This window comes from Prauserella isguenensis, assembly GCF_014191605.1.
In the GTDB taxonomy this organism is placed as follows: domain Bacteria; phylum Actinomycetota; class Actinomycetes; order Mycobacteriales; family Pseudonocardiaceae; genus Prauserella; species Prauserella isguenensis.
Genome location: NZ_JACHWU010000002.1, coordinates 165,006 through 188,497 on the forward strand (window position 1 = coordinate 165,006; position 23,492 = coordinate 188,497).

Below are 23,492 nucleotides of genomic sequence, written 5' to 3' on the forward strand. Positions count from 1 at the left end.
ACGGGCCCCGTCGTGGTGCTAGCGTGCTTCGGTATGTCCCACCCCGACTCGTCGTCAGCACGCCGGATCTATCTGGTCGCCCCGACCGGGCTGCCCAACTTCGGTGACGAGCTGGTCGCCGCCACATGGCTGCGATACCTGGCGCGCACGGAGCCGGACGCCGAGGTGTGGCTCGACTGTCACACGCCCGGCACCGCCCAGGTGATGCTCGCAGGCCTGCACCCCAACCTCCGGTGCACGAACACACTGTGGCGCCTGACGGGGGAGGCTCCTGATCCCGAGCCCTGGGCGGTCGTGGCCTGGATCCGCCGGGTAATCCACGACCCGGGGTTGGCGCCGCGGTGCGGGCCCGGGGTCGAACTACTCGCCACCGCCGATGTGATCCACCTGCTCGGCGGCGGGTACGTCAACGCCCTGTGGCCACGGCACGCCGGACTGCTCGCCGGTGCCGTTGCGGCGAGCGTGCGGTCGGGCGCGCGGCTCGCGATGACCGGCCAGGGCCTCGTGCCCGCCGCGCCGCACGTCGCGGAACTGCTGTACGCGCTCGCCGCCCGGTTCGACGTCGTGGACGTGCGCGACCGCGACTCCGCCGACCTGCTCGCCGACGGCGCGGCCGCGATGTTCACCTGCGACGACGTGTTCCTCCACGTGCCGGAACCCGAGCACCAGGACTACACGCGCGCGGTCATGGTGTGCGTGCAGTCGGACATCGGTGAGCTCGGCCCACCCGCGCTCGCAGCCCGGGTGCGGGGGATCCTGCGCCGGTGGGACGTCGACCCGGGCGAGGTGACGTTCGTCGAAGCCATCCCCCGAATCGACCGCGCGGTGTACGACCTGCTCGCCGCGGACCTGCCGGGCGCGGCCTTCATGCCCTTCTCGGATCTGTGGCGTGACGGTGTTCCCGCACTGGCCGGGCAGGTGTGGCTCTCCACGCGATTCCACCTGCACCTGACTGCAGCCGCGGCGGGTGCGCGTGGGGTCGCGCTGAGCGTGTCGCCGGACTACTACGACACGAAACACCGCAGCCTGATCGACCTCGGCAGCGGGTGGGCGATGCTCGATGCGGCCGGTGCCGACACCCCGGAACTCCCCGAGAAGGGCGGTTTCCCGGACGGCACGGTCGCGGAACTGCGGGCCCGCAAGACCGAGGTCGCCGACCGGATCTACGGCCGAAGCTGACCGCGCGCCGTGGCCGCGTGCCGATCGCGGCGCCGCGGCTCTCGTTGCGCTCCCGGCACCCCGCCCGGGTGGCGGCCGATTGCGGTTCGCCGAACAGGGGTACGTCACGAGGTAGCCGAACAGGGGTACGTCGCGAGGTAATGGCGCCGGGCGGGATACCGATGTCGCCGCGGCCGGCTCGGCCGTCCGACCCCGAACGGCTCCCACGGGCCGTTCCGGCGCGAACGCGAGCAGACGAGGCGACGCGGCTGCGCGGCGGTTCACTGCCGCGCAGCCGTGAACGGTTGTGAGGACGGGGCCATGACGGCACGGGGGAACCGGCGGCACGCGGAGACGTCCGGCGGGCGGGGGCCGGGCAGGTCGGTCGGACTGCGCCGGACCGGTGTCACCACCGTTCTCGTCACCGTCGTGACGCTGGTGCTCGTCACCGCAGGCAGCCAGGCGTACTTCTCCGACACGGCGGAGGGTTCCGCCGTGTCGTCCGGCAGCAGTCCTTCCCTGACGATCCGGGACCTGACCGTGGGCGGGCGGTCCGAAGGCAGCGGCGTCCTCGCCGACCACGGACAGCCGTACGAGGTGAGCTTCAGGGTCGTCAACGACGGTGAAGCGCCGTGGCGCGGAAACGTCACGCTGTTCGACCACTTCGACACCGACTCCGGCACGGATCTCGGCGAGCGGGGCGTCGTCCTCGCGTGGCCGGGCGCCACTCCTCGGTCGGACATCGCATCGGCGGTCGGGGCGGGCGACTATTCGACCGCAACGGTGATCGGGCCGAACACCGCGGACACCGGCGGCATGCCGGGCGCGAACCCCGCGACCACCGGACAGGCGGTGGAATTGCCGGAGTTCACGCTCGGCGCCGGTCGGCAGCGGTCGTTCACGTTCCGGGTGGTGGTGCTGTCGAACGAGCTCGATGCGGACGCAGCCGGCATGACGCGGATCGCCGGCGGCTCGGACGCCGTGGCGGCGCCGCTGCGGTTCGGGGTGCTGGCCCGGCCCACCGGCCCGGCAGGCACGCGCGGGTCCACACGGTCCGACGGACGCAAGCAGGTCGTCGACGCGCACGCACGGATGCGGGTCAACACCCCGCCGGTGCTGCGGGACGCGAGCGCGAACACCGGGCCGTTCCTCGGTCAGGTGGGCGGCGATCCGGCGACCGACTCGTACCTGCGTGCGCTCGTCAGGGCCACCGACGTCGAGGACGATCCCGACGGCGACGGGGAGAGGCTGACAGGAAGCATCTCCTGGAAGTCGGACTTCGACCCGGACACGGTGGGCGAGTGGTCGGCGAGGTACGACGTGACGGATTCGGCCGGCGCATCCGCCGAACCGGTCACCGTCTCGGGCGAGACGTGGACGTTCGTCAAGATCGTCGGCGGCCGGGACCACACGCTCGCTCTGGACTCGACGGGACGCGTGTGGACCTGGGGACGCGGCGCGGACGGGCGGCTCGGGTCGGGGAAGGCGGGTGACGCGGGAGTCCCCACCCTGCTGCCCACGTTCGACGGTGGTGACGACACGACCCGCGTGGTGGACATCGCCGCCGGATCGCGGAGTTCGTACGCCGTCACCACCGACGGCAGGGTGTGGACGTGGGGCCGCGAGGACCACGGGTTGGGCCACGGCAGCACGCACAGCGATCACCCCGTGGCATTCGATCTGCCGGAACCTGCTGAACAGATCTCGGCGAGTCACCACACGACGGGCGCGGTCACCACCGGCGGCAACGTCTATGCCTGGGGTGAGAACGCCCATGGGCAGGTCGGCGACGGCACGACCACGGACCGGGACACGCCCGTCGCGGTGGATGTGTCGGGGGTCGAGCAGCTGTCGATGGGCCATCGCGCGGGTGCGGCGATCACCGGCGACGGCGGGCTCCACACGTGGGGTTCGGACGGTGACGGACTTCTCGGCGACGGCACGGACTCCCACGGCGACAGCGGGAACCCGCCGACGAGGATCGACGCCCGCGGCACCGGGTACAGCATGGTCTCGATGGGCAGGCTGCACGCTTTGGCCATCACCGGTGAGGGTGTGGTGCACGGCTGGGGTCACGACGGCGCGCACCGCATCGGCGGCACCGGTGACAGCAACGAACCGACCGCGCTGGGCCTGGAGGAGTACGGACCGGCCAAGCACGTGGCGGCCGGATACGACCGGTCGTGGGTGACGTTGAGCGACGGCCGGTTGGTGACGGCGGGCGCGAACGACCACGGGGAGCTGTTCACCGGCACCGGACCGGCGCACGGTTTCGACGCGGCGACCGACGCGCACGCGAACTCGGTCGTGATGGCGGCGGGCGGCCGCGACAGCGCCCATGTGCTGCGTTTGGACGGCCACGTGTACTCGGTCGGCCGGAACGACGACCATCAGCTCGGCGACGGCACCACGACGACGTCGACGACGAAATCCGTGAAATGGGGGTTCGATCCGCCTCCGGTGCCGTGAACCGCGGGCTCCCGCGACGCCGAAGGATGCGCCCACGCCGAGGGGGCGCACCCGGCGGCGGTCCGCGCTGTGGGCCGGTGGACGGGTGACGGCGGGTATTGGCTCACCGCGCGGGCCGGCGTGTTGGACACGGTCGTTTCCGCAGGTAGAGATGCACTTATCGGTGCCGCGAGCCCTTGACGCGCCGTGGGGTGCGGCGCATGCTGAGCGTACGCAGTTTAGTAATTCAGAACTCGTTGCGTATGGCACAACCGGCATCGGTGGCCGGTGTTACTGCGTGAACGGCAACGAGGCGGCGGGCGTTCGCCCATTCTCACGACACACATCGAACGGGCCGGAAAACCGAGGTGGCCCTCATGACGGATGTACTCAACACCGCCCGGCCGGACGTCGCGGGGGACTCACCCGCGACCGTGGACCAGCCCGCGGTGATGCTCTACACACGGCTGCGGAAGTCGCCGTACTTCTGGAAATCGCGTGCCTGCGGTGCCGCGGTCTACAGCGTGTACAACCACACCTATCACCCGCGCCACTACGGCGACCCGGTCGGCGAGTACTGGGCGCTGCTCGACGGCGTCACGATCTGGGACGTCGGCGTCGAACGCCAGCTCGAGATCTCGGGCCCGGACGCGTTCGACTTCACCAACATGCTTGTGCCACGGGACCTGACGAAGTGCGAGGTCGGGCAGTGCAAATACGTGTTCGTCACGGCGCCCGACGGCGGGATCGTCAACGATCCAGTCCTGTTGCGACTCGAGGAGGACCGTTTCTGGCTGTCGCTGGCCGATTCGGATGTCGGACTGTGGGCCATGGGCCTGGCACATGCGGGCGGCTGGAACGTCCACATCGCCGAGGCCGACGTCGCACCGCTCCAGGTGCAGGGGCCGCGGTCGAGGGAAGTGCTGCGCGACCTGTTCGGCGACGCCGTGCTCGACGTGCCGTACTACCGGATGCGCGAATTCACTGTGGATGGCATGCGGGTCGTCGTCAGCCGCACCGGATACTCCGGCGAACTGGGCTACGAGCTGTACCTGCACAACGCCTCCCGTGACGCGGAACGGCTGTGGGACGCGGTGTGGGAGGCGGGCAGGCCGTACGGCATGCGCCCGATCGGACCGTGCCACATGCGCCGCATCGAGGCGGGCATGCTCGCCTACGGCTGCGACATCACGCTCGACACCAATCCACTGGAAGTCGGCTACGACTACCGGTGGATGGTCGACCTCGACCAGGAGGCCGACTTCATCGGCAAGTCGGCGCTCGCGCGGGCTCGCTCCGAGGGGATCTCCCGTCTCATGGTGGGAATGGAGATCTCCGGCGAACCCCTCGGTACCTACAACGACGGGTCGATGATCGAGCCGTTCGCCGTCCACGACGGATCGGGCGCGCCGGTGGGCCGTGTGACGAGTGCCTGCCGCTCGCCGCGGCTGGAACGCAACATCGGGCTCGCGATGGTGCCGATCGAACTCAGCGAGACCGGCACGACGCTGCAGGTGCACACGCCGTCCGGTGTGCGGGAGGGAACCGTCGTCGAGAAGCCGTTCGTCGATCCACGGAAGGAGACCCCGAAGCGATGAAGCGCAGGCGGGAGTCCGGGAAGGCGGCCGTGCCGGCAGCGGCACGGGCCGGAATCCTGGCGCGCCCGCGCTTCGAGGTGCTGCCGCTGAGCGGGGTGCTCGAAGAGACGGGCGCGCTGCCCGAGCAGACGGTCGTCACGGTGACGGCTTCCCCACGCTGCGGCACCGGGGCGACCGTCGAACTGTGCGAGAAGCTGGCGGCGCAGCACCTGCGCCCGGTTCCGCATCTCGCGGCCCGGCAGTTGACCGGCCGTGGCGAGCTGATCGACGTGCTCGACCGGCTCGCCGGTGCCGGAGTGGCCGACGTCTTCGTCGTCGGGGGTGACACGGACGAGTCCGCGGGGCCGTACCCCGACGGCGAGTCGCTGCTGCGGGAGATGGCCGACCTCGGCCGGCTGCCGGCCGAGGTCGGCGTGCCGTCGTATCCCGAGGGACACCCGTCGATCGACGACGCCACGCTGTGGGCGTCGCTGCGGTCCAAACAGGACCTGGCGACCTACACGGTGACGCAACTGTGCTTCGACCTCACCGCGATCCGCACCTTCCTGCGGCGCGCCGGTGAGGAGGGCGTCACGCTGCCGATCGTGATCGGCGTACCGGGCGCCGTCGACGTCGCGACCTTGGCGAAAGTCGGTGCCCGGATCGGGGTCGGCGACTCGCTGCGGTTCGTCACGTCCCACCGGTCGCTCGTCGGGAGGCTGCTACGCCCCCGGCGCGGCCGCGACGCAGTGCTGCGCGGCGTGGCCGATCTCGCCGCACGGTCCGGCGAAACCACGCCGTCGGGAGTGCACTGCTACACGTTCAACAAGGTGCGGGCGACCGCCCGCATGGTCGCCGAGCTGCCTGCCGCTACCCGCGGCACGGGCGGGCCGGCACGGGAACCACGAGGGGAGCGGTGAGCCATGCCGTCGATGCCGTCGGACCTGGAGATCTCCCGCGCGACGCCGCGCAAGCCACTGGCGGACGTGGCAGTCGACATGGGGATCGAATCGCGGTTGTTCGAACCGTACGGACACGCCGCGGGCAAGATCGCACTGGAGGCGATCGACGAGTTCGCGGACCGGCCGCGGGCGAAGTACGTCGTGGTCACGTCGATCACCCCGACCCCGCTGGGGGAGGGGAAGACGACCACGACGGTCGGCCTGGGCCAAGGGTTCGGGCACATCGGCAAACGCGGCGTGATCGCGGTCCGGCAGGCGTCGATGGGGCCCACGTTCGGCATCAAGGGCGGCGCGGCGGGCGGCGGCTACGCACAGGTGGTGCCGATGGAGGCCGTGAACCTGCACCTGACCGGCGACCTGCACGCCGTCACGTCGGCGCACAACCTGCTCGCGGCGATGGTCGACAACCACCTCCACAAGGGCAACGAACTCGACATCGACCCGCTCGCCGTGGCGTGGCGGCGCGTGTTGGACGTCAACGACCGTGACCTGCGGCAGATCGTCACCGGCCTGGGCGGGCGACAGGACGGGTTGCCGCGGCAGACCGGCTTCGACATCACGGCCGCCAGCGAGGTGATGGCTGTGCTGGCGCTGTCGTCGTCGCTGGCGGACCTACGCGCACGGCTCGGCCGCATGGTCGTGGCCTACGACCGGCGGGGCGAGCCGGTGACCGCCGAGGACCTGCGCGCCGCGGGCGCGATGTGCGTGCAGTTGCGCGAGGCGCTGAAACCCAACCTGCTGCAGACGACGGAACAGACGCCCGCCCTCGTCCACTGCGGACCGTTCGGCAACATCGCCCACGGCAACTCGTCGGTCGTGGCCGATCTGATCGGCATCCGCTGCGGCGACTACCTCGTCACCGAGGCCGGATTCGGCGCCGACATGGGCGCGGAGCGGTTCTTCAACATCAAGTGCCGTACGTCCGGACTGACCCCGGACGCGGCGGTGGTGGTGGCGACGGTCCGCGGGCTGAAGGCGCACACCGGGCGTTACCGCGTGATCGCGGGCAGGCCGCTGCCGGAGGAGATGCTCGCCGAGAACCCCGACGACGTGCGGGACGGTGCGGCGAACCTGCGCAAGCAGATCGCGAACGTGCGTGCGCACGGCGTGACCCCCGTCGTGGCCGTCAACGCGTTTCCCGGCGACTACGACAGTGAGAAACAGGCCATTGTGGACGTCGCAGCGGAGGAGGGGGCGCGCGCCGCCGTCACCACGCACGCCTCCCAGGGAGGCAAAGGTGCGGCCGAGCTGGCCGAAGCGGTCGTGGAGGCGTGCGCCGAACCGGCCGCGTTCGCGCATCTGTACCCGGACGGTGCCTCGTTGACCGAGAAGATCGAGACGATCGCGCGGCGGATGTACGGCGCCGACGGTGTCGAGCTCAGCGCCACCGCGCGCAGGCAGCTCGACGACTACGAGCGCCACGGGTTCGGTGAGCTCCCGGTGTGCGTGGCCAAGACGCACCTGTCGCTGTCGGCGGACCCGTCCCGCAAGGGTGCGCCGGCCGGCTGGACGCTGCCGGTGCGCGAGGTACGCCTTTCCGCCGGTGCGGGGTTCATCTACCCGATCTGCGGCGACATGCGCACCATGCCCGGTCTGTCGTCGCAACCAGCGGCGGAGCACATCGACATCGACGAAGCGGGCCAGGTCGTGGGGCTGTCGTAGAGGAAGTGATCGAGATGACCGAGATTCCCGAACGCGCCGACGTCGTCGTCATCGGAGCCGGCATCGTGGGCAATTCGGTGTGCCACCACCTCGCCGAACTGGGGTGGCGCGACATCGTGCTGGTCGAGAAGGGACCGCTGCCGGACCCCGGCGGGTCGACGGGTCACGCGTCGAACTTCATCTTCCCCGTCGACCACTCCCGCGAGATCACCGCGCTGACGACGGACTCCATGCGCCAGTACGAGAAACTGGGAACTCTCGTCACCTCCGGCGGTGTCGAGGTGGCGAGGGAGCCGCAACGGGTCGAGGAGCTGAAACGGCGCATGGCCTCGGCGCGCGCGTGGGGCGTGGAAGCGGAGCTGATCGCACCGCGTCGCGTGGCCGAGCTCGTCCCGTTCGTCGACCCGGACATTCTGCTCGCGGGGTTCTGGACCCCGTCGGTGGCCGTCGTCGACCCGCTGCGGGCGGGGGCGCTGATGCGGGAACAGGCCATCGCCGACGGCGCGCTGACCGTGTCGGCGAACACGGAGGTGACCGGCATTCGCACCGACCGGGGACGGGTACGGGCCGTGTGCACCGACGCCGGGGACGTCGAGACGCCGGTCGTGGTCGTCGCCTGCGGTGTCTGGAGCCCCCGGATCGCGAGCCTGGCGGGTGCGGAGATCCCGCTGACGCCCGCGGTGCACCAGATGATGGACGTCGGGCCGATTCCCGAGTTCGAGGCGACCGGCACGGCCATCGCCTACCCGATCGTGCGGGACATGGACGCGCTCATGTACGAGCGCCAGAGCGGTGCCGATCTCGAGATCGGCTCCTACGCGCACCGGCCCATCCTGCACGAGCCCGACGACATCCCGTCGCTGGAGTCCGCGGCGCTGTCGCCGACCCAGCTGCCGTTCACCTCCGACGACTTCGACCCGCAACTGGAGCAGGCGCTCGAACTGTTCGGCAGTATCCTCGATCGGCCCGACGCCGGCGTGCGACACGCGATCAACGGCCTGCTGTCGTTCACCCCGGACGGCGCGCCGGTGCTGGGACCGTGCCCCGACGTGGACGGGCTGTGGTCCGCGGCCGCCGTGTGGATCAAGGAGGGGCCGGGTGTCGGGCGCATGCTGGCCGAGTGGCTCACGCACGGTGACTGCGAGTACGACATGCACGGCGCCGACATCGCCCGGTTCTACCCGCACCAGCGCACGCGCGAACACGTGCGGGCTCGCGCGAACGAGGGCTTCAACAAGACGTACGGCATCGTGCACCCGCGCGAGCAGTGGGAGTCCTCGCGCGGCCGGAAGCTCTCGCCGTTCCACACCCGTGAACGCGAGGCCGAGGCGGTGTTCTTCGAGGTCGGCGGCTGGGAACGGCCGCACTGGTACGCGTCGAACCGCGGTCTGCTCGACGAGTTCGGCGACCGGGTCACCCACCGCCCGCACGAGTGGGACGCCCGGTGGTGGTCACCGATCGTCGAGGCCGAGCACCTGGCACTGCGCAGCCGCGCCGCGATGATCGACCTCACGGCGTTCGCCCAGTTCGACGTCCGGGGCCCGGGCGCACTCGACTACCTGCAGCGGATGACCGTGGCTCAGCTCGACAGGCCCGTCGGCAGGCTCTGTTACACCCCGGTGCTGACACCGGGCGGCGGATTCCGCAGCGACCTCACCGTCGTGCGGCTCGCCGAGGACCACTTCCGCGTCATCACCGGCGGCGCGGACGGCGCCCGCGACCGGTTCTGGTTCGAGAGCCATCTGCCCGCCGACGGTTCGGCATCCCTGGTGGACGTGACGTCGGCGGTGTGCACGCTCGGGCTGTGGGGGCCGCGTGCCAGGGACGTCCTGGCCGCGACGACCGAGGACGACGTGTCCGGCGACGCGTTGCCCTTCGGCACCGCCCGGTGGATCGATGTCGACGGGATCCCGGTGCTCGCACTGCGGGTGTCCTATGTGGGCGATCTCGGCTGGGAGCTGCACGCGCCGTTCGAACACGGGCAGGCGCTGTGGGATGCGATCGCCGGGGCCGGCGAACCGCACGGGATCGTCCCCGCGGGCATCGGCGTCTACGGCACGACCGGCAGGCTCGAGAAGGGCTACCGGCTCATGGGCGCCGAGCTCGACGGCGAGTACGACCCCGTGGAGGCCGGTCTCGCGCTTCCCAAGGTCAAGGCGGCCGACTTCATCGGCAAGGACGCCTACCTCGCCGCGCGTGAGGGCACGCCCGCGGCGACCCTGTGCACCCTCACGGTCGACGACCACATCGGTGCGGACGGCATCGCGCGGTACCCGCAGAGCGGCGAGCCGATCGTGACGACGGCCGGGGAGCGCATCGTGGACCGCGAGGGCCGCGGGTCGGTCGTCACCAGCGCCGGACCCGCACCGTCGCTGGGCGACTACCTGCTCATGGCGTACCTGCCGCCCGAGTTCGCCGTCGAAGGAACATCGCTGCAGGTGGAGTACATGGCCGAGCGGTATCCGGTCACGGTGGCACGGGCGGGCAGGACGCCGCTGTTCGACCCGGAGGACACGCGCATGAAGGCGTGAACCGGCCGGACGACCGGAGCCGAACCGCCGGAGGGAGGCGGACGTCGTGGACATCGTGGTCTGCATCAAACGGGTGCCCGCGTTCGGAGCGCAGGTACCGCTGACCGACGACGGGAGTGCCGTCGACACGCGGCACCTCGGCTTCACCATCGGTCCGCACGAGGAGTGCGCGGTCGAGGAGGCCGTGCGGCTCGCGTCGGCCCACGGTGGACGCGTCACCGTGCTGTCGGTCGGCCCCGAGGAGGCCGGCGAACAGCTCCGCTACGCGCTCGCGATGGGAGCGCATCAGGGAGTGCTCGTCGACACCGGCACGACCGACCTCGACCCGGAGGCCACCGCGACGGCGGTGCTCGCGGGACTGGCCGACGAGCCGGAACCGGACCTGGTGCTCTTCGGCGACGCCTCGGCCGACGCGGGCCACGGGCAGGTCGGGATCCGGGTGGCGCTGGCACGCGATCTGCCCGTCGTCGGCGGGATCACGGGACTGGAGATCGACACCGGGGGATCGTTGCGTGCGACCCGCGAGAGCCCGAGCGGCACCGAGCTGTTCCGGGTGCCGATGCCCGCGGCCGTGGCGGTCAAGGAGGGCCTGAACCTGCCCCGGTATCCGACCCTGCCGGGACGGTTGAAGGCGAAGAAGGCGGAGCTGCGCACGGTCACGTGCGACCCGGAGCCGGGAGGCCTGCACACCGTCGGGCTGCGCCGGCCCGCCGACGATCGTGCCGGAGCGGTTCCGCTGGGACGCGGTGCGGGCGCGGCGCCCGCGGTCGTCGACGTCCTGGCCGAGCTGGGGAAGGTGTGACGACGATGGAACTGATCGTGGTGACCGACGCGACGGTGTCCGCCGAGCTGCCCGCGGTGGCGCGCTCGTTGGCGGGCAGAGACGAATCGGTGGAGGCGGTGACGTTCGCGGGCGCCGGGGCCGAGGCCGGCGACCTCGCCCGCGACCTTGCTCGCGAACTCGGCGGCCATGGTGTCGGCAGGCTCCACGTCGCGCAGCACGCACTGCTCGACGACTACGCCCCCGAAGCGTGGGGGAGTGCGCTGGCGGCGGTGATCGAACGCCTCGCCCCGTCAGGGGTGTTCGCCCCGGCGGGTCACCGCGGTGCCGAGGTCCTCGCGCACGCGGCCGCGCGCGGAGGCCTGCCGCTGGCCACCGACTGTGTGCGCCTCGCAGGCGGCGACGACGGCACGTGGCACGTGACCCGGACCCGCAGTGGTGGCGTCCTGCTGGAGGACGCCGAGTTGACGGCGCCGGTGAAACTGGCGACGGTCGCCGCGGCCGTCGAGGTCCCGCAGGTACCGCTCCAACCCGCGGGCGAATGCGAGATCGTCGAGTCCGCAGTGGACGTTCCGCCGGAACTCGCGCGTACTCGGGTGGTCGAGCACACCGCGAGCGAGACGGGCCTGTCGCTGGCGACGTCTCCGGTGGTCGTCTCCGGTGGCCGCGGTGTCGGCGGTGCGGACGGGTTCGCCGTACTGGAGGAACTGGCGGAGCGGCTCGGCGGCGTCGTCGGCTGTTCGCGGGTGGCGACGAACAACGGGTGGCGCCCGCACCGTGACCAGGTGGGCCTCACCGGCACGAAGATCGCGGCCGACCTCTACATCGCCTGCGGGATCAGCGGCGCCACCCAGCACTGGGTGGGCTGCATGGACTCGGCCGTGATCCTGGCGATCAACACCGACCCCGAGGCGCCGATGATGCAACGTGCGACGTATGCGGTCGAAGGCGACGTCCACGAGGTTCTGCCCGCGGTCCTCGCCGAGATCCGCAGGCGCGCCGAGGAACCGGCCGCAGCCGAGCCGGCCGAGCAGCAGGTGTGATCCACCGCACCTGCAGCCGCCGGTTCTCGGGCGCCGGCGTGGGGCCGTCGCCCTGGTCTGGCCCGGTCGAGTGGTATTTCGACACGCCGCGTAACCGTCTGTTCGGCAATCGCACCGTCGTGGCTCGCACCTTCGGGTCATGTACGATAGGCCGCACGCCGTAAGATACGAGCCGTATCTTACGGCGGGGTGGTGACCGAGGCGCCCGCCGAGGTCGCCGGCCGGGGGATCGCCGTGGCGCACGCGTGGCCCGAACCGTGGAGTCGTGTTCGGAACCGCGCTGTGGCCGCGGCCCGTTCTGCGGGCGTGCCTTGCCACGCCGCGTGTCCACCCTCCGCGGCCGGTGTCCTCGCCGGTGCGGGTGTGCCGGAACGCCCGCCCCGAACCGACCGCATGCGGCAGCAGCGGGCGGATTCGTGCCGACCGTCCGGCAACGGAGCCGGTGACCGTGCGACACGAGCCCCAGTCCGTCACGTATCCAGGAGCCGAAACCGCGCATGGCCAAACTTCTTTTCCGCCTCGGCAGGACCGCGTACCGCCGGTGGCCGCTCTTCCTGATCGCCTGGCTCGTCGCGCTCGCGGGCGTGGGCACGTTCTCCGTCACACAGTCCCAGCCGATGTCGGATCAGTTCACGATCCCCGGCATCGAGTCGGTCGAGGCCGCGGAGACGCTGCCGGAGATCATGGACGGCCAGTCCTCGCCGATGGACGAGGCGAACGTGCAGATCGTCGTGCAGGCGCCCGAGGGTGAGCAGCTGGCGGCGCCGCAGCACATGCAAGCCGTCGACGAGCTGATCGCCGACCTGCGCGGCGTCGACACGGTGCCGCAGGGCGAGCAGGCGATCGCCGGCCCGGTCCAGGCGGACGCGGGCCTCGAACAGCAGGCGCTCCAGCAGGCCCGGCAGCAGGCCGAGGCGCAGGGGCAGCCGTTCGACCGCGAGGCTGCGCTCCAGCAGGTCGAACCGCAGCTCGCCGCATCCTCGCCGCTGTCCGAGGACGGCCGCACGGGACTGGTCGACTTCGCCCTCGACGTCGAGAAGGTCACCGACGTCGAGCCGGAGACGCAGCAGCAGATCCTCGACGTCGTCGAGGAGCACGCCGACTCCTCGGATCTCGCCATGGAGGTCCGCGGTTCGGGCATGCAGGTGATGGAGATCGGCGGCGCCACGGCCGAGCTCATCGGCATCGTGATGGCGCTGATCATCCTCGCGCTGACGTTCGGTTCGCTCGTGTCGGCGGGCATGCCGGTCGTGACCGCAGGCATCGGCGTCGCGATGGGCTCGATGGGCATCACGGCCATGACCGTGTTCACCGACATCTCGTCGACGACGCCGATCCTCGCCACGATGATCGGACTGGCCGTCGGTATCGACTACGCGCTGTTCATCCTGGCGCGCTACCGCAGCGAGCTCGAACACACCGACGACCGCTCGAGGGCACTCGGCATCGCCGTGGGCACCGCGGGCTCGGCGGTCGTGTTCGCCGGCCTCACGGTGATCATCGCGCTCGCTGCGCTCAGCGTCGTCGGCATTCCGTTCCTCACCACGATGGGACTTGCGGCCGCGGCCACGGTCGCCATCGCTGTGCTCGTCGCGCTCACGCTGCTGCCCGCCGTGGTCGGCATGCTCAAGGGCAGGACATTCGGACTGAAGTTCCGCAAGTACAGCCCGAAGCGCGAGGACTCGGGACTCGTGCTGAACAACGGGGTCCGCTGGTCGCGGTTCATCGGCAAGAAGCCGCTCGTCTGGACCCTGCTGGTCGTCGTCGCGCTCGGCGCGCTGGCGATCCCCTTCAAGGACCTGCGCCTCGGCATGCCGAGCGACTCGACGGCCCCCGGCGACTCGTCGCGCAGGCAAGCCGCCGAGATGATCGGCGACGCCTTCGGGCCCGGCAAGCTCGACCCGCTCATGCTGGTCGTCGACGCGCGGGAGATCTCCGACGACCCGCAGGCCCAGCAGGCCGCCTACCAGGAGGCCCAGCGGTGGGCCGCCGAACAGGACGGCGTGCGCCACATCGTGCCGGCACCGGGCAACGACAAGGGCACGATGGTCATGCTGCAGCCCGAGTTCGGGCCGGACGACCCCCGTACCGCGCAACTGCTGGAGAGCCTTCGCGCCGGTGAGGCCGGGTTCGAGAACCGCACCGGTGTGGACCTCGGCATCACCGGCACCGTTGCGATCATGGAGGACATCTCTCAGCAGCTCAACGACGCGCTCGTGCCGTACCTGGCCACCGTCGTCGGCCTGGCGTTCGTCCTGCTGGTGCTGGTGTTCCGCTCGCTTCTCGTGCCGTTGACCGCGACCCTCGGCTTCCTGCTGTCGGTGCTGGCCACGCTCGGCGTGACCGTGGCGCTGTTCCAGGAGGGCTGGTTCGGCATCTTCGAGGGCGGGCCGATCATCAGCTTCATGCCGATCATCCTGGTCGGCGTGGTGTTCGGGCTGGCGATGGACTACCAGGTGTTCCTGGTGACCCGGATCCGCGAGGCGCACGTGCACGGCGCGTCGTACAAGGACGCCATCGTCGACGGTTTCCGCAACTCGGCCCGCGTCGTGACCGCCGCGGCGCTGATCATGACCTCGGTGTTCGCCGGCTTCATGCTCATGGACGACGTGATCATCAAGTCGATGGGCTTCGCGCTCGCCGTGGCCGTCGTGTTCGACGCGTTCGTGATCCGGATGCTCCTCATTCCATCGCTGATGTACCTCATGAAGGAGAAGGCGTGGGCCATGCCCACGTGGTTCGACAGGATCATCCCGAACGTCGATGTCGAAGGGGAGAGCCTCGAGCGGCCCGGCACGGCCCGGGATCACGCCGAGTCGGGCCGCGAACCCGCGAACGTCTAGCACCGCACAGGGCGGACGGGAGCCCCTCGGGCACTTCGGTGGCCGAGGGGCTCCGCCGTGTCGGGGAGCGCTCGCGTCGGCTCAGACCCGGCGCGTCAGCAGGGGCAGGCAGATGCGGTCGACGATGTCGGCGACGGCGGCCTCGTCGACGTGCCCGATGAACAGCATCTCGTGGTGCCACAGCGCCAGCGGCAACATCGCGATCCGTTCCGGCAGGGGCTCCGGGCCGAGTTCGCCCCGCGCTCGCGCCGCGTCCAGCACCCGCTGCAGGGCTTGTTCAGCAGGGGCGGCGGCGAGCTCGGCGAGCTGCGGCAACAGGTCGTCGTCCACGTCGGCGATGAGCCGCCGCACGGTGGTGATGCCGATCTGCTCGAACCGTCTGCCGAGCGCGAGACCCAGCGCCATCAGATCGGAGCGGAGATCGCCCGCACTGTCCGAGGGCAGATCGGCGGGCGCGTGCCGGATGAGCGCGTCCAGGACCATCTGCGCCCGGGTCGCGTACCGGCGGTAGATCACCGGCTTGCTCGTGTGCGCGCGGTGCGCGACACCGTCGAAGGTGAGGCCGGCGTAGCCGCGGTCGAACAGCTCGCACAGCACGGCGTCGAGAATCGCCTCCCGCAGCTCCTCACCACTGCGGCGGGTCGCGCGCGCCGGATCGTTGTGCTCACTCATGCCGATCCTGCACTGTACCGGGCCGGGCCTTCCGTGCGCGCCCGGAAGGCCCGGCCGGGGCGTCGCAGCCTCCAGCCGGGCCTTCCGGGGCGGCCCGGTGACGCTCACATGCGCGTTTCGCCGTCCCGGATGGCCTCGCGAATGCGCGTGTAGGTGCCGCAGCGGCAGATGTTGCGGATGCCGTCGAGGTCGGCGTCGGTGATCGTCCTGCCCTCGTCGCGGACCTTGCGCACCAGCGCGACCGCGGCCATGATCTGGCCCGGCTGGCAATAGCCGCATTGGACGACGTCCCGTTCGAGCCACGCCTCCTGCATCGGGTGCAGACCGTGGTCCCCGCGCGCCTCCTCGGCGGCCTGCGCGGGCAGGCCCTCGATGGTGGTCACCTCGTCGTCGGCGGACAGGTCGCCGACCGGTACGGCGCACGGGTTGAACGCCTTGCCGTTGATGTGCGACGTGCACGCCTTGCAGACGTTGATGCCGCAGCCGTACTTCGGGCCGGTGACGCCGAGCAGGTCGCGCAGCACCCACAGCACACGCACGTTGTCCTCGACGTCGACCGTCACCCGCTCACCGTTGACGACGAAAGTCTGTTCAGGCATCTGGGGTCTCCGTGTTTCCCATCGGTGCTGGAAAGAAGGTGTGCTCAGTAGGTGTGCTCAGTAGGTGTGCTCGAGGCCGTCGGTCGGTGACTGCGGCACCGGCGGTGTGTACGGCTTCGGCTCGAACGACAGCGTCTGGTGGTTGATCGGGAACTCGGTCGGCATCGTGCCGGTGGCGCGGGCGTAGGCGCACGCCGCCGCCGCGGCCGATGCGGCGACACCCGCCTCGCCGACCCCGCCCGGCGGTTCGGTGGACTCGAGTACGACCACGTCGAGTTCCGGCGGGGTGTTCCACTGCCGGGTGTAGAAGTAGTTGTCCCAGCTGGCTTCCTGGAAGTGCCCGTCGCGCAGGTGGAGGCTGCTGGTGAGCGTCATCGCGATGCCGTCGTTGACGCAGCCCTGCATCTGCGCCTCGACCCCACGCGGGTTGATCGCCCTGCCGCAGTCGATCACCATCGTCGCCTTCGTGACGCGCGGTCCGGTCACGGCGTTGCGGACCTTGCGGTTGACCGTCTCGGGGCGGCAGTCGATCTCCATGATGCAGGCGGTGACGCCCTTGTACTCGACGTGCACCCCGATGCCCTGTGCCACGCCTTCGGGCAGGTCCTTGCCCCACTCGGCCTTCTCGGCCGCCGTCTCGAGCGCGGTCCGGAGCCTGCCGTTGCGCAGGTGCGAGAGCCGGAACTCGAGCGGATCCGTGCCCATGCGCTGCGCGAGCCGGTCGACGATCAGTTCGTTCGCCGTGCGGACGTCGGGGGAGTAGATGTTGCGCATCGAGCTGGTGTTGAACCGCGTGTCGGTCTCGACCAGCGATTGGCCGACGGCGCCGAAGTCGTACGGCAGGATCGTCGTCAGGTGGAAGATCACCTGGGCGAACGGGAGGTTGCCCAGGCCCGCGGGCAGGTCGGCGGCCTTGGCGGTGATGATGTCTCCGAGGCCGTGCCGGAAGTCGGTCTCGACGCTGGTGTGCGCCTGCTGGAACCCGAGCACGGTGTCACCGGAGTAGCTCGCGCGGATTCGGGACGTGGCGAGCGGATGGGTCCGGCCGACGCGGGCGTCGTCGGCGCGGTGCCACATGAGTTTGACCGGAACGCCCATCGTGTGGCTGATCCGCGCCGCTTCGATCGCGGGTTCGTCGAACAGCCGCCTGCCGAACGAGCCACCGCCTTGGACCACGTGGACCGTCACGTTGTTCAGTGGAACGCCGACGGCTTCGGCGATACGGCCCTGGGCGACGTTCGGGTTCTTCAGGCTCGCCCAGATCTCGGCACGTCCGTCACGCACGTCGGCGACCGCACTGTTGGTGTCCATCGCCGAGTTGCTGCGGAACCAGAACGTGAAGTCGCCCGAGACGGTCTCGCCCGCGGGCAGCTCGGGGACGGGCGCCTCGGCGGCGCGGACACCGGCGAGCGCGTCCTCGTCGGACATGCCGGCGACCGGACCGTCCTTCCAGGACACGTCGAGTGCGCGGACGGCGTCGATGCACTGGCCGAACGTCGCGGCCCGCACCGCGACGCCGGTCGGGATCGTCGCCACGTGCGTGACACCCGGCATGTTGCGGACCTCGTCCGCGTTGTTCACCGCGTTCGGCGTGCCGTTGAGCGTCGGGGCCCGGCACACCATCGTCGGCAGTGCGTCGGCGACGTCGAGGTCGGTGGCGAACCGTTTGGTACCGGTCACGGCGTCGAGCGCGTCGATGCGGTTGACGGGCGTGCCGACGACGCCGTGGGAACCCTCGTCCTTGAGCTGGACCTCGACCGCTTCGGGCTCCTCCTTCGCCGCGAGGGCGGAGAGCCTGCCGTAGTCCACGCGGCGGCCGTCGGGCGCCACGATGTGGCCGAGGTGCGAGGTCAGCTTGTTCGCGCTGTCGCCGAGTACCGTCGCGGCGGCCTGCAACAGCGCACCCTTCGCGACCGCGGCGGCCACGCGGATCGGCGTGTACATCGCGTGGATCGTGTTCGACCCGCCGGTGATCTGATTGAACAGCAGCTCGGGCCTGGCGGGAGCCAGCGTGACGTGGACCTTGTCGACCGGCAGGTCGAGCTCTTCGGCGATGAGCATCGCGGCCGCCGTCGTGATGCCCTGGCCGACCTCGGTGCGGGGCAGTTCGAACGAGGCCGTGCCGTCGTCGTTGATCGTCACGGTGATCAGTTGCGACGTCGGCGCGGCGGCGAGGGTGAGCAGGTCGCTGAGATCGGCGATCTCGGCCGGCTGGGGGAGGGTCGGCAGTTCGCCGGCGTCGGCCGTGGCGCCACGGCCGAACAGTCCTAGGTCGGCGGCGGCGACGACGGTCGCACCGCCGAGCAGATAACCGATGAACTTGCGCCGGTTGACCGTGTGCGGGCCGTCCGTGGTGGTCACGAGGCACGCTCCTTTGCGTGGTTTCGTGCGGCGGTGCGGCGGTTTCGGGAACGGACGCGCCGCGGATCGGGCGCCGTCCTTGATCCACCGTTCGTGGTACGCGTGTGTACCGGAGCGGGACGGTACACACGCGTACCATCGAGGGGCAAACGTCGTCATCCGTTAGGGGACATGAACTGTCGTCCAGCAGCGCGACCCCCGGCGACGCGGCCGCAGTGAATGCGCCCGCGCCGAGCTCGGCGGCCACCGGCGCGGTGCACGGAACCCGCGGCGACGGTGAGCCGCGCTCCGGTTCCGCGGCCTTCCGCAGACGGCTGCTCGACGGCCTGGCCGCCGAGCTCGCGGCAGGCAGTTACCGCAGCGCCACCGTGGGCGGGATCGTGCGCCGCGCCCGGACGTCGCGCCGCACCTTCTACCAGTACTTCGCCGACCGCGACGAGTGCTTCGTGGCGCTGATGGCCGAGACCACGGGCGAGATGGTCCGCTACGTCGCCGAGGCCGTCGACGAGACGGAGCCGTGGTCCAAGCAGGTGCGCAGCGCTGTCGAAGCGTGGTTCGCCTACGCCGAGGCCGAGCCGGCGATCGTCGTCAGCTGGATCAGGGACGTGCCTGCGCTCGGCGACAAGGCACGCCAGCTGCAGCGGATGCAGCTCGACGGCTTCGTGACGCTGGCGCAGCGCCTCGGGCAGCGCGCGCAACTCCGCGGCGCGGGCACCCCGGTGCCGCGTGAGAGTGTGATCATCCTGCTCGGCGGGCTGCGCGAACTCGTGGCGACGACCGTCGAGGACGGCGGGAGTCTCGACGTCGTGGTCGAATCGGCCGTCCACGCGGCCGTGTGCTTGCTGACTCCCCGGTGACGCATCGGCGCGCCGACGGCACGATGACGGCCGGGCGGGCGGCACCGTGACGCCCGCCCGGGACGCCCGCCGGAGACGCAGACGACGAGAGGATCGGCATGCCCCGCACACAGACACCGCTCGGCCTGTTCGGCACCGAGGACCTGATCGGCGAGGACGACAGGGCCATCCGCGACACGGTGCGGGCGTTCACCGCGGACCGGATCCGCCCGCACCTGGCGGACTGGTTCGACGAGGCGTCGATCCCGGCGCGCGAGCTGGCCCGGGAACTCGGCGATCTCGGAGTGCTGGGGATGCACCTGCAGGGCTACGGGTGCGCGGGCACCACCGCCACCGCCTACGGCCTGGCGTGCATGGAGCTCGAGGCGGCCGATTCGGGCCTGCGGAGCCTCGTGTCGGTGCAGGGGTCGCTGGCCATGTTCGCGATCTGGCGCTGGGGTTCGGAGGAACAGAAGCAGGAGTGGCTGCCGCGCATGGCCGCGGGCGAGGCGATCGGCTGCTTCGGTCTGACCGAGCCGGACTTCGGATCCAATCCGGGCGACATGCGCACGTACGCGCGGCGCGACGGGGAGGACTGGGTGCTCAACGGCACGAAGATGTGGATCACCAACGGTTCCGTGGCCGACGTCGCCGTCGTGTGGGCCCAGACCGACGACAAGATCCGCGGGTTCGTCGTCCCCACCGACACGCCGGGGTTCTCGGCTCCGGAGATCACGAAGAAGCTGTCACTGCGCGCTTCGGTGACCAGCGAGCTCGTGCTCGACGACGTCCGGCTGCCCGCGTCGGCGATGCTGCCCGAAGCACGGGGGCTGTCCGGCCCGCTGTCGTGCCTGAACGAGGCCCGCTACGGGATCGTGTTCGGCGCGCTCGGCGCGGCCCGCGACTGCCTCGAGACGGCGATCGCCTACACGCAGGAACGCGACATCTTCGGCAAGCCCCTGGCCTCGTACCAGGCCACGCAGCTCAAACTCGCCGACATGAGCCTCGAACTCGGCAAGGGCATGCTGCTGGCGCTGCACCTCGGCAGCCTCAAGGACGCGGGCACGCTCACGTCCGAGCAGGTCAGTACCGGCAAGCTGAACAACGTGCGCGAGGCGATCGCGATCGCGCGCGAATGCCGGACGCTCCTCGGCGCCAACGGCATCAGCCTCGAGTATCCCGTGCTCCGGCACGCCAACAACCTCGAATCGGTCCTGACCTACGAAGGCACGTCGGAGGTGCACCAGCTCGTCATCGGACAGACGCTGACGGGGCAGTCGGCCTTCCGGTGACGAGGCGGGCGCGGCTGTGAGCGAGGTCTCGACCAGTGGCGGCGTCGCAGGCAGGCGCCGGTCCACGGGGCGCGCCGCGGGCCGGGCCGTGCCGCCGGTCCGCGCGGCCGTGGCGCGCACGGGGATAGGGTGGCCGTGCTGGTGGTTCACCCGCGTACGGCCCGACCGGGCCTGCGGGTGAGGCAAGAGGGAACCCGGTGCGAATCCGGGACTGCCCCGCAGCGGTGAGCGGGAACGACCGCCGTCAACGGCACTGGACGCGACGAGTCCGGGAAGCGACGGCCAGTAGGCCCCCGGCCACGGCCGGGATCGCCCGCGAGTCCGAAGACCTGCCACCGGCGCGCGCACCACACCGGTGTGCGCGGGTTCCGAGGTCTCGCGGGTGGACCGGGCGGATGGGCCGGGCGTGTGCCCGGCCGGACTGCGCAGCTCCCTCGAGACCGTCGGCGCCCGTGTCGACGAGCTCGCGAGGAGAGAGCATTGACCGGCAGCATCGGTTCCACCGTCCTGGGATATCCCCGCATCGGCCCCGGCAGGCAGTTGCCGCGGGCACTCGAACGCTACTGGACCCACCGCACCGACGAGTCCGAACTCCGCGCCGTCGCCCGGGAACTGCGGGCCCGCACGTGGCGGGAGTTGTCCGCCGCGGGGCTCGACTCCGTGCCGGGCGGCACGTTCTCGTACTACGACCACGTGCTCGACACCGCCGTGATGGCGGGCGCAGTGCCGGACCGGTTCCGCGCACTGGGACTCGGCCCGCTGGACACCTACTTCGCCATGGCAAGGGGGACCGATGCGGCGGCGCCGTTGGGCACGGCGCCCTGGTTCGGCACGCAGTACCACCACGTCGTGCCGGAGATCGGCCCCGACACCCCGCTCACCGTCGCCGATCTCACGCCGGTGCGGGACTTTCTCGAAGCGCTGCGGCTGGGCGTGACCACCCGGCCGGTGCTGCTCGGGCCTGTGACGTTCCTGCTGTCGTGTGTCCCGGCGCCGGGTTCGCCCGCGGGCTTCCGGCCCCTGGATCGGCTCGGCGACCTGCTCGGCGTGTACGCCGTGCTGCTCCGCGACTTGGACGCCGCGGGAGCCGAGTGGGTGCAGCTCGACGAACCCGCGTTCGCCACCGACCGCACCGGGGCCGAGCGTGACGCGCTGCGCGACGCCTACGACGTTCTGGCCGCGCGGGCACGTAGACCGGCACTGCTGGCGGCCGTGCCGTACGGCGATCCCCGCGAGGCACTCGGCGCACTGGCCGCCACCCCGGTGGAGGGCATCGCGGTCGATCTCGTCTCGGAGACGTCCACGGCGAACACCGTCGTCGGCACGCCGGGACTGCTGGACAAGACCCTCGTGGCGGGCCTGGTCGACGGGCGCAACGTGTGGCGCACCGACCTCGACACGGCGTTGGTCACGGCGGCCACCCTGCTCGGGTCGGCACGGGAGGTGGCGGTGAGCACGTCCTGCTCGCTGCTGCACGTGCCCTACGACGTGGACCGGGAGCCGGCACTGGACCCGCAGATCGTGCCGTCGCTCGCGTTCGCCCGGCAGAAGGTGAGGGAGGTCGTGACCCTCGGTGCGGCCCTGCGCCGCGGTCCGGACGTCGTGGCACGCGAGCTGACCCGCGGGCGCGAGGTGCTCGCCGCGCGCCGGGCGTCACCGCCGACCGATCGCGGCGTGCGGGCCCGGTTGGCGACACTGCGGCCCGCGCATCTGCGGCGGCCCCCGTACGGCACCCGGCGGGCGGCACAGGATCGAACCAGCCGGTCGCCGGAGGAACCGATCGACCCGTTGCTCGGTGCGGTCGACGCGTGGGCGCGCACGGGCATGATCGGCGACGACGAACACTATCGCGAGCGGATGCGCGCGGGTGTGCAGGACGTCGTGCGCCTGCAGGAGGCGCTCGGTCCGCAGGCCGCGGAGCTCGCCGCGCCGTCGGTGGCCGAGCGGCGCCACGACGGACTCGTGCGCTTCGTCGCGGGCCTGCTGGAGGGCATGGCATCGACCCGCCACGGCTGGGTGCAGCACAGCGGCGCCCACTGCGTTCGGCCGCCGATCGTGGTGGGGGACGTGAGCAGGCCCGCCCCGATGACGGTCGAGTGGGTCACCGGCGCCCAGCGGCTCACCACGGCCGCTGTGAAGGCCGTACTGCCCGGGCCTGCGGCGATGCTCGCGTGCGCGTTTGTGCGCGACGACGTCTCGGTGGTCGACACGGCGGCGCAACTGGCGCTCGCCCTGCGCGACGAGGTGCGCGACCTGGAAGCGGCGGGCATCCGCGAGATCCAGGTGGACGAGCGCGCGTGGTGGCGACGACAGCCGCTGCGCGAACGCGCCCGGCGCGATCATCTGGCGTGGGCCGCCGAGGCGTTCCGGGTGGCGACGTCGGGCGTCGCGGTCTCGACGCGCATCCGCACCGACCTCGGCGACGCGGGTCTCGACGAGACGCTCGAGGCGACCGCCGCGCTCGACCCCGACGTGACGACCGGTGCCGGGAGGGCCGGCGTGACCCGCGCCCACGCCGACGTTCTGGCGATGTGGCGCAACGCCGTGTCGGACCCGGAGGCGGCCGACCGGCGGTCGTCGTAGCCCGGGTGGGAGCCTGGTCGCCGAATGCGGGCAGGCGGCCTGACGCCCGTGGCCGTGGCTGTGGCCGCGACGACGATGCCCTGCACGGCAAGGATGTCCACGTCGAACCCGAAGCGTAACCGCGGTGTCGACTCCGTCAGGCAG

At 71.2% G+C, this 23,492-nt stretch carries 15 protein-coding genes and 1 riboswitch; of the genes, 12 read left to right on the plus strand and 3 right to left on the minus strand.

Annotated features, from left to right (window positions below; genetic code table 11):
- Window positions 1-33 precede the first annotated feature (33 nt).
- The 9 genes from FHS23_RS09265 to FHS23_RS09305 all read left to right on the plus strand — a co-directional run bounded on the left by FHS23_RS09265 (window position 34) and on the right by FHS23_RS09305 (window position 15,005).
- A complete protein-coding gene (locus tag FHS23_RS09265; protein WP_183651714.1) occupies window positions 34-1,179 on the plus strand; it encodes a polysaccharide pyruvyl transferase family protein in 1,146 nt (381 codons plus the stop codon).
- A gap of 300 nt (window positions 1,180-1,479) precedes the next feature.
- Entirely contained in the window at window positions 1,480-3,627 is a 2,148-nt protein-coding gene (locus FHS23_RS09270) for an RCC1 domain-containing protein (protein ID WP_183651717.1), read from the plus strand.
- A 356-nt stretch (window positions 3,628-3,983) separates the two neighbouring features.
- Window positions 3,984-5,204 (plus strand): glycine cleavage T C-terminal barrel domain-containing protein, encoded by a 1,221-nt coding sequence (locus FHS23_RS09275; protein WP_183651722.1) that lies wholly within the window; start codon window positions 3,984-3,986, stop codon window positions 5,202-5,204.
- Window positions 5,201-6,103 (plus strand): methylenetetrahydrofolate reductase, encoded by a 903-nt coding sequence (locus FHS23_RS09280; RefSeq protein WP_183651725.1) that lies wholly within the window; start codon window positions 5,201-5,203, stop codon window positions 6,101-6,103. The genes FHS23_RS09275 and FHS23_RS09280 overlap by 4 nt, the downstream gene beginning before the upstream one ends.
- A 12-nt stretch (window positions 6,104-6,115) precedes the next feature.
- Complete coding sequence (locus FHS23_RS09285; protein ID WP_183653694.1) at window positions 6,116-7,807, plus strand: formate--tetrahydrofolate ligase; 1,692 nt, start codon at window positions 6,116-6,118, stop codon at window positions 7,805-7,807.
- A gap of 14 nt (window positions 7,808-7,821) precedes the next feature.
- A complete protein-coding gene (locus FHS23_RS09290) occupies window positions 7,822-10,338 on the plus strand; it encodes a GcvT family protein (RefSeq protein WP_183651728.1) in 2,517 nt (838 codons plus the stop codon).
- A 46-nt stretch (window positions 10,339-10,384) separates the two neighbouring features.
- Window positions 10,385-11,140 (plus strand): electron transfer flavoprotein subunit beta/FixA family protein, encoded by a 756-nt coding sequence (locus FHS23_RS09295; RefSeq protein WP_183651731.1) that lies wholly within the window; start codon window positions 10,385-10,387, stop codon window positions 11,138-11,140.
- A gap of 5 nt (window positions 11,141-11,145) precedes the next feature.
- The gene (locus tag FHS23_RS09300; RefSeq protein WP_183651734.1) at window positions 11,146-12,162 is read left to right on the plus strand and encodes an electron transfer flavoprotein subunit alpha/FixB family protein; all 1,017 of its coding nucleotides are present in this window, start codon (window positions 11,146-11,148) and stop codon (window positions 12,160-12,162) included.
- A 497-nt stretch (window positions 12,163-12,659) separates the two neighbouring features.
- Window positions 12,660-15,005: an MMPL family transporter gene (locus tag FHS23_RS09305; RefSeq protein WP_183651737.1), complete on the plus strand. Its 2,346-nt coding sequence runs from the start codon at window positions 12,660-12,662 to the stop codon at window positions 15,003-15,005.
- Window positions 15,006-15,086: 81 nt separating this feature from the next.
- Here the strand turns inward: FHS23_RS09305 and FHS23_RS09310 are convergent, their stop codons facing one another.
- From FHS23_RS09310 to FHS23_RS09320, 3 genes are all read right to left on the minus strand, one after another.
- Window positions 15,087-15,677 carry a TetR/AcrR family transcriptional regulator gene (locus FHS23_RS09310; protein WP_183651740.1) on the minus strand — a complete coding sequence of 197 codons (591 nt, stop codon included), beginning with the start codon at window positions 15,675-15,677 and terminating at the stop codon, window positions 15,087-15,089.
- Between the two features lie 104 nt (window positions 15,678-15,781).
- Window positions 15,782-16,276, minus strand: coding sequence for a (2Fe-2S)-binding protein (locus FHS23_RS09315; RefSeq protein ID WP_183651743.1), 495 nt, complete (start codon window positions 16,274-16,276; stop codon window positions 15,782-15,784).
- 57 nt (window positions 16,277-16,333) lie between these two features.
- Window positions 16,334-18,637, minus strand: a complete 2,304-nt coding sequence (locus FHS23_RS09320) for a molybdopterin cofactor-binding domain-containing protein (protein WP_343053782.1) — start codon at window positions 18,635-18,637, stop codon at window positions 16,334-16,336.
- A gap of 215 nt (window positions 18,638-18,852) precedes the next feature.
- On the opposite strand from FHS23_RS09320, the gene FHS23_RS09325 reads away from it, so the two are divergent.
- The 3 genes from FHS23_RS09325 to metE all read left to right on the plus strand — a co-directional run bounded on the left by FHS23_RS09325 (window position 18,853) and on the right by metE (window position 23,348).
- Entirely contained in the window at window positions 18,853-19,494 is a 642-nt protein-coding gene (locus tag FHS23_RS09325) for a TetR/AcrR family transcriptional regulator (protein ID WP_343053783.1), read from the plus strand.
- A gap of 98 nt (window positions 19,495-19,592) precedes the next feature.
- The gene (locus FHS23_RS09330; protein ID WP_183651749.1) at window positions 19,593-20,765 is read left to right on the plus strand and encodes an acyl-CoA dehydrogenase family protein; all 1,173 of its coding nucleotides are present in this window, start codon (window positions 19,593-19,595) and stop codon (window positions 20,763-20,765) included.
- Window positions 20,766-20,890: 125 nt separating this feature from the next.
- A riboswitch (cobalamin riboswitch) is annotated at window positions 20,891-21,116 on the plus strand.
- A 129-nt stretch (window positions 21,117-21,245) separates the two neighbouring features.
- Window positions 21,246-23,348: a 5-methyltetrahydropteroyltriglutamate--homocysteine S-methyltransferase gene (gene metE / locus FHS23_RS09335; protein ID WP_183651752.1), complete on the plus strand. Its 2,103-nt coding sequence runs from the start codon at window positions 21,246-21,248 to the stop codon at window positions 23,346-23,348.
- Window positions 23,349-23,492 lie beyond the last annotated feature (144 nt).